Below are 6,733 nucleotides of genomic sequence, written 5' to 3' on the forward strand. Positions count from 1 at the left end.
ACCCCGCGTCCCGGCCATGTCGGCCCAAGCCCCCGCCGCCGCACCAATGTCGCCGGCCGCCGCCGCAATGCGCGCCGCCACATCCGGCGCACCTGCACCGACCGCGCCAAGCGCTGCCTACAACGCCCCTGCCGCGCAGGCCACCGCCCGCGCACCCGCACCGTGGGAAGACGCCCCCGCCGCAAGTGCATCGTCCGTGCCAAGCGCAGCACCATGGGAAGAGCAGGGCGGCGCCGCCGTGATGGAAGCCCCACCGCAAACCCAGGCAGACGACGACCTCCCACCCTGGGTCACCGGCTTCTCGGAAGAATCCGCAGTACCCGCAGGCGCCGACCACATCGGCGGCATGACGCAATCCGCACCACGCGCCGCCGCGCCAGCCAAAGCGCCATACGAATACGTCATCACCCCAGTCCCTGAACTGGAGTGGGACGGCAACTGGCCAAAGCTGGCCGCCCACCTGCCGCTGCGCGGCGTGGCGCAGCAGCTGGCCACCCAGGCCGAACTGGTTAGCTGCGGCTTCGACGGCAATATGGCCGTATTCCGCATCCGCTGCCCGATCGAGACCTGGGCCACCCCGGCCAACGTGGAAAAACTGACCGGCGCGTTGAACGAGCGCTTCGGCCGCCCAACCCGCGTCGACACCGAGATCGGCAAAGCCTGGTACACCACCAGCGTGGAAGCCCAGATCCACCGCGACAACTGCCAGCGCGCGGCGGAAGACGCTGTCGCGGCCGACCCGTTTATCAAAGCCATGGCGCGCGACTTCGGCGCCTTCATCGTGCCCGGCTCGATCGTGGCGCCGATGACGCCCGCGCACTGAACCCAATACTCAACACCGAAATACGGAGAACCACATCATGATGAAGAACCAACTGGCAGGCCTGATGAAGCAAGCGCAAGCCATGCAGGACAATATGAAGAAGGCCCAGGAATCGCTGGCCCTGATCGAAGTTGAAGGCCAGTCCGGCGCCGGCATGGTGAAGGTCGTCATGACCTGCAAGAACGACGTCAAGCGCGTCTCGATCGACCCGTCCCTGCTGGGCGACGACAAAGACATGCTGGAAGACCTGGTTGCAGCAGCCTTCAACGACGCCGTGCGCAAGGCCGAAGCGACCGCTTCCGAAAAAATGAGCGGCCTGACCGCCGGCCTGCCGCTGCCACCAGGCTTCAAGATGCCGTTCTAAAGAAACGCCATGTTCATCATCACGCTCACGTACTTGAAGCCGCCCGAGGAGATCGACAAGCTCCTCGCAGCGCACCGCGAGTACCTGCGCGAGCAGTATGCCAACGGCATATTCCTGATGTCTGGACGCCAGGTGCCGCGTACCGGCGGCATCATCCTTGCCACGGCCGACAGCCGGGCAGATATCGAGGCGGTGGTCGAGCTCGACCCCTTCAACGAAGCGGGCGCCGCCAGCTACACGATCACCGAATTCGTCCCTACCATGACGGCCGATTTCCTGAGCGCCTTCAAGCAAGCCTGATCCAATGGCGAAGTCCTTTGAATTCTTGACGGAGGCGCTGCGCCGCCTGCCCGGCGTTGGCCCCAAATCGGCCCAGCGCATGGCCTTCCACCTGCTGCAGCACGACCGCGAAGGCGCCGCCATGCTGTCGCGCGCCCTGTACCAGGCGGTGGAGCAGGTACACCACTGCGCGCTGTGCAACACCTTCACCGAAACCGACATCTGCGACACCTGCGCCGACGAGACGCGCGACAAGCGCCTGCTGTGCGTGGTCGAAACGCCGGCCGACCAGGCGATGATTGAGTCCACGCTGACCTACAAGGGCCTGTACTTCGTGCTGATGGGCCGCCTGTCGCCGCTGGACGGCATCGGCCCCAAAGACATCCACCTCGAGAAGCTGCTGGCGCGCGCCGCCGACGGCGTGGTGGAAGAAGTGGTCCTGGCCACCAACTTCACCAACGAAGGCGAAGCCACCGCCCACTACATCAGCGAAATGCTGAAAGCCCGCGGCCTGGCCGTGACGCGCCTGGCGCGCGGCGTACCGGTCGGCGGCGAACTCGAATACGTCGATGCCGGCACCATCGCCCGCGCCATGCTAGACCGCCGCAGCACCTGATCCGGCGCAGGCCAGCATCTGGCTGATGGTGTCGGGTGGGGCGGGGCGGCCGAGGTGGTAGCCTTGGGCCATGTCGCAGCTGTAGTGTTTCAAGAGGTCGAGCTGCTCGCGGGTTTCCACGCCTTCCGCGACCACCACCATTTTCAGGCCGTGCGCCATGGCGATGATGGCGCGCGTGATGGCGGCATTTTCGCTGTCCTGCGGCAGGCCACTGATGAAGCTCTTGTCGATTTTAAGCGCGCGCACGTCGAAGCGTTTCAGGTAGCTCATGGAGGAGTAGCCGGTGCCGAAATCGTCGATCGAGAGGTAGACGCCGATGCCGCGCAGCTGTTCAAGGGTCGCGAGCGTGGCGAGCGCATTGTCCATCAGCGTGCCTTCGGTGAGCTCCAGTTCCAGCAAGCCGGGATCGAGGCCGGTTTCCTGCAGCACGGCCAGCACGATCTGCGCCAGGTTTTCATCCTTGAACTGGCGCGCCGACAGGTTGACGGCCATGCGGATCGGGCGCTGGAATTCGCGCTGCCAGGCGCGCGCCTGGCCGCAGGCGGTACGCAGCACCCATTCGCCGATCGGCACAATGAGGCCGGTTTCCTCGGCAAGGGGAATGAATTCATTGGGCGGAATCACGCCGTGTTCTGGATGGCGCCAGCGCACCAGCGCCTCGACGCCGGCCAGGCTGCTGCTGGGCACGTCGACCTGCGGCTGGTAGAGCAGGTATAGCTCGTCGTTCTGCAAGGCCTTGCGCAGGCCGACTTCCAGCTTGACGTGGCTCATGATCTGCATCGTCAGCGAGGAGCTGTAAAGCTTGGCGTTGTTCTTGCCGCAGTTCTTGGCGTGGTACATGGCGGTGTCGGCGAACTTGAGCAGGGAGGTGCAGTCCTCGCCATCCTCCGGGTAGAGCGAAATGCCGATGCTGGCGGTGACGAAGATCTCGTGGCCTTCCAGCGTGAAGGGACGGCGCATGGCGTCCTTCACGCGGTGCGCTACCGCCAGGGCATCGTCCACGCGCTCGATATCGGGCAGCAGGATGGTGAATTCGTCGCCGCCCAAGCGCGCCAGGCTGCACAGGGCATCGCTCGGCCGGATGGTTTCGCGCAGGCGTTCGGTGACAATCTGCAGCAGCAGGTCGCCCACATTGTGGCCCAGCGTGTCGTTGATGCGCTTGAACGAATCCAGGTCCATGAACAGGATGGCGAACTTGCGCTGTTCGCGCTGGGAACGCGCCAGTTCGCGTTCCAGCGTTTCCAGGAAGGCTTGCCGGTTGGGGATGCCGGTCAGGCTGTCGCAGTAGGCCAGCTTGCGGATCTGTTCTTCGGTGCGTTTGCGTTCGCTGATGTCGCGCACCAGTCCCAGCACCTCGCCGGCGGCGGTACCGACCAGGCGCGCTTCGAAGTGGTGGCTGATGCCGTCGCGCGTCAGCTCGTAGTCCACCGAATGCACGGAGGTCGAGTGCAGCACGGCCGATAGCTGGTCCAGCATGCGGGTGGCGATGGCGGGCGGCAGCACGTCGCGGATATGGCGGCCCACGCATTCCCGGCTGGCGAAATCGGCGCCGGGCTCGTGGCCTTCTTCGTAATCGAGATAGTAGCCGTCGGCACTGAGGCGGAAGAAGGTGTCGGGGATGGCGGCCAGCACGGCGCGGTTATGGGCGTCGGCGATGCGCAGGCGCGAGATGGCGTCGCTGGCGCGCAGCACGTACAGCACGCGGTGGCCGAGGATGGGCCAGTTGATCGGCTTCGACACGAAGTCGGTGGCGCCGGCTTCGTAGGCTTGGGTCACGGCTTGCAGGTCGTCTCCGCCGGTGACCATGATGACGGGGACGGAGGCCGCGCCTTCCAGCTTGCGGATGGCGCGGCAGACGGAGAAGCCGTCCAGCAGGGGCATGTCGACGTCCAGCAGCACCAGGTCGGGGGCGTTGTCGCGGAAGCTGGCGATGGCCGCGCGGCCGTCGCTGGCTTCCACGGTGTCGAGGCCGACCTGGGCCAGCATCTCCAGCATCAACAGGCGCATGACGGGGTCGTCGTCCGCCACCAGCACGGTGCCGCGTTTGGGGGAATACAGCGCTGCCATGATGTCATGCTCCCTTCGCCAGGATGGTGCTGAGCGATTGCCGCACTGACTGGAACTCGCGCTCCAGTTGCGCCAGCAGGTCCGCCGCTCCGTTGGTCTGTCCGGCGCGGCCCAGTTGCTCCATTTCTTTGAACTGCCTTGCCAGCAGGTCGGCGCCGATGTTGGCGGCGCTGGATTTCAGGCTGTGGGCGGTTTTGCGTATGGCGTCTGTGTTGCCGTCCTGGATTGCCTCGCGCAGTGCGCTGAGCTGGCGTGGAGTGTCCTGCAGGAAGGCGGCCAGTACGCGCTGAAGGAGGGCATCGCCTTGCCCTGCGCTGAGGGCGCGGATGGCGTCCAGCGCGAGTGGATTGAGGAAGGTTGCCGGCGCGCCCGTCGCGGCGGCTAACGGCAATGCGGCGCCCGGGATGGCAGTGGTGCTCGTGGCGGCAACTGCGGTGGTCGTTGCCGTGGCCGACGCAGGGTAAATGGCGCTGGGGGCGGCGCGGGGCAGGGCGATCCAGCGGCCGAGGGTGTCGGCCAGCGCCTGTTGTGAGAACGGTTTGCTGATGTAGTCGTCCATGCCCGCTGCCAGGCAGCGTTCGCGGTCGCCCTGCAAAGCATTGGCGGTAATGGCGACGATCGGTGTAGAACGCGCGCGGCCGCGCTGCTGCTCCAGGCGGCGGATTTCAGCGGTGGCCGCCATGCCGTCCATCACCGGCATCATGCAGTCCATCAGCACCAGGTCATAATCGCCCGCCCGCACGGCAGCCAGCGCCTCCTCCCCATTGGCAGCGCAGGCCACCTCCATGCCCAGCCCACGCAGCATGGCCGAAGCCACCTCCACATTGACCGGATTATCCTCCGCCAGCAGCGCGCGTGGACGCAAGGCCGGTCCCTGGCCCAAACGCCCGCGCGGGACAGCGTGCGCGATCACCGCACCCGCCAATGCCGCCGCACCCACCCCTTCGTTGGAGCGCGCCGGCGTAACGATACAGTCGTACAAGTCCGGCTCGCGAACGGGTTTGATCAGCTGAAACGCCACACCCGCCGCACGGCGCTGCACTGGATCCGCAGCATCGCGCTCCGAAGCGAGCAGGATTACGCGCACCGAGGAAATATCGGCATCGGACTTGATTTCAGCCGCCAGCGCCAGCCCGCCAATATCATCCAGCCCCATATCCAGCACCGCCACGTCGTAAGCCGCCCCACGCCGCGCCGCCGCATGCAATTCGCGCAGGGCATCGGCCGAACTGGGCGCGCATTGGCCCTGCAGATGCCACCGCCCCAGCAGGCGTTGCAGCGCCAGCGCACGCGCAGGATCGCGGTCGACCACCAGTGCGCGCAAGCCCTTGGTCGGCTTCTGCTGGAACCCCGCATCATCCGCATCGACCCGCCGCTTATCGAACTGCACGGTGAACCAGAACACCGAACCCCGCCCCAACGCGTTATCGACCCCGATCGAGCCGCCCATCAGCTCCACCAGCTGCTTGGAAATCGCCAGCCCAAGCCCGGTGCCGCCATGCTTGCGCGTGGTGGAACCGTCGCCCTGGGAGAAAGAATCGAAAATATGCGTACGCGCCTCGCGCGCCACCCCGATGCCGGTATCCCGCACCTCCACCCGCAGGCGCGCGGTCTGCGCATCTTCCTCCGCCACCCGCACGGCCACCACGATGCGCCCCTGGTCCGTGAACTTCACCGCATTGCCAAGCAGGTTGACGATGACCTGGCGCAGCCGGTTCGGGTCGCCGCAGATCGCCAGCGGGATATTGTTCGCCACCGCGAACTCCATCTCGATGCCCTTGGCCTGCGCCTGCGGCGCGAACACATGCTCAATATCGTCCAGCAGCTCGCGCAGGTTGAAGTTGATGTATTCGACGGTCAGCTTGCCCGCTTCCACCTTGGAGAAATCGAGGATGTCATTGATGATCACCAGCAGGTGCTCGCCCGAACGCCGCACCATGCTGGTGTAATGGCGCTGGGTTTCGGTCAGCTCGGTCGCCGCCAGCAGCTCCGCCATGCCCAGCACCCCGTTCATCGGCGTGCGGATTTCATGCGACATATTGGCCAGGAAGGCGCTCTTGGCCTGGCTGGCCGCTTCCGCGGAATCCTTGGCCTTCTCCAGCTGCGCGGTGCGGATGCTGACCTGGCGTTCCAGCTCGCCGCGATATTGCGCCAGCTTGCCGTCGCGGCTTTCAATCTGCGCCAGCATGCCGTTGAAGCTGTCGATCAGGGTACCCAGTTCGTCGCGGCGCTCGTGCTGGACTTGCGCGTAGGTCTGGCTGGAGGTGACCTTATCCGCCGCCGCGATCAGCTGCGCAATGGGCTGCGCGATGCCATTGCGGAAGCGGGCCGATAGCACCAGCGCCAGCCAGAACGTGGCACCGGTGGCCGCCGCCGTGATGCCAAGGTTGCGCAGGATGCCGAGCCAGAGCGAAGCCTGGCCGGCTTCAATCATTACCGCCCCGATCACATGCTGGCGCACCCGCACCGGGCGGTAAAGCCGCAGCAGCGGCGCCCACGGCGGACCAACATGCTCGGCCCGCTCGCTGCCAAGATCAGCCGGCGCTATGGCTGGGGCCGTGTCCACCTTGGGGTCAGGCTCTTT

General features: G+C 66.0%; 5 protein-coding genes and 1 pseudogene. 4 read left to right on the top strand and 2 right to left on the bottom strand.

What is annotated here, in order from left to right:
- From AAHE99_RS26575 to recR, 4 genes and pseudogenes are all read left to right on the top strand, one after another.
- A pseudogene (locus AAHE99_RS26575) lies at positions 1 to 823 on the top strand (DNA polymerase III subunit gamma/tau); the annotation flags it as partial.
- A gap of 37 nt (positions 824 to 860) precedes the next feature.
- The gene (locus AAHE99_RS26580) at positions 861 to 1,187 is read left to right on the top strand and encodes a YbaB/EbfC family nucleoid-associated protein (RefSeq protein ID WP_342120966.1); all 327 of its coding nucleotides are present in this window, start codon (positions 861 to 863) and stop codon (positions 1,185 to 1,187) included.
- 9 nt (positions 1,188 to 1,196) lie between these two features.
- Positions 1,197 to 1,487, top strand: a complete 291-nt coding sequence (locus tag AAHE99_RS26585) for a YciI family protein (RefSeq protein WP_342120967.1) — start codon at positions 1,197 to 1,199, stop codon at positions 1,485 to 1,487.
- A gap of 4 nt (positions 1,488 to 1,491) precedes the next feature.
- Positions 1,492 to 2,082 carry a recombination mediator RecR gene (gene recR / locus AAHE99_RS26590; protein WP_342120968.1) on the top strand — a complete coding sequence of 197 codons (591 nt, stop codon included), beginning with the start codon at positions 1,492 to 1,494 and terminating at the stop codon, positions 2,080 to 2,082.
- Here the strand turns inward: recR and AAHE99_RS26595 are convergent.
- Both AAHE99_RS26595 and AAHE99_RS26600 read right to left on the bottom strand, forming a co-directional pair.
- The gene (locus AAHE99_RS26595) at positions 2,062 to 4,149 is read right to left on the bottom strand and encodes a putative bifunctional diguanylate cyclase/phosphodiesterase (RefSeq protein ID WP_342120969.1); all 2,088 of its coding nucleotides are present in this window, start codon (positions 4,147 to 4,149) and stop codon (positions 2,062 to 2,064) included. The two genes, recR and AAHE99_RS26595, sit on opposite strands and share 21 nt — an antisense overlap.
- Positions 4,150 to 4,153: 4 nt before the next feature.
- Positions 4,154 to 6,733: response regulator (locus AAHE99_RS26600; RefSeq protein ID WP_342120970.1), on the bottom strand; the 2,580-nt coding region annotated here is incomplete at its 5' end.

This window comes from Pseudoduganella sp. OTU4001 (assembly GCF_038440195.1).
GTDB lineage: Bacteria > Pseudomonadota > Gammaproteobacteria > Burkholderiales > Burkholderiaceae_D > Rugamonas.

Bases quoted from the DNA above. Each gene is read 5' to 3' on its own strand.
- AAHE99_RS26580 (WP_342120966.1), top strand. From the start codon at position 861: ATGATGAAGAACCAACTGGCAGGCCTGATGAAGCAAGCGCAAGCCATG.
- AAHE99_RS26585 (WP_342120967.1), top strand. From the start codon at position 1,197: ATGTTCATCATCACGCTCACGTACTTGAAGCCGCCCGAGGAGATCGAC.
- recR (WP_342120968.1), top strand. From the start codon at position 1,492: ATGGCGAAGTCCTTTGAATTCTTGACGGAGGCGCTGCGCCGCCTGCCC.
- AAHE99_RS26595 (WP_342120969.1), bottom strand. From the start codon at position 4,149: ATGGCAGCGCTGTATTCCCCCAAACGCGGCACCGTGCTGGTGGCGGAC.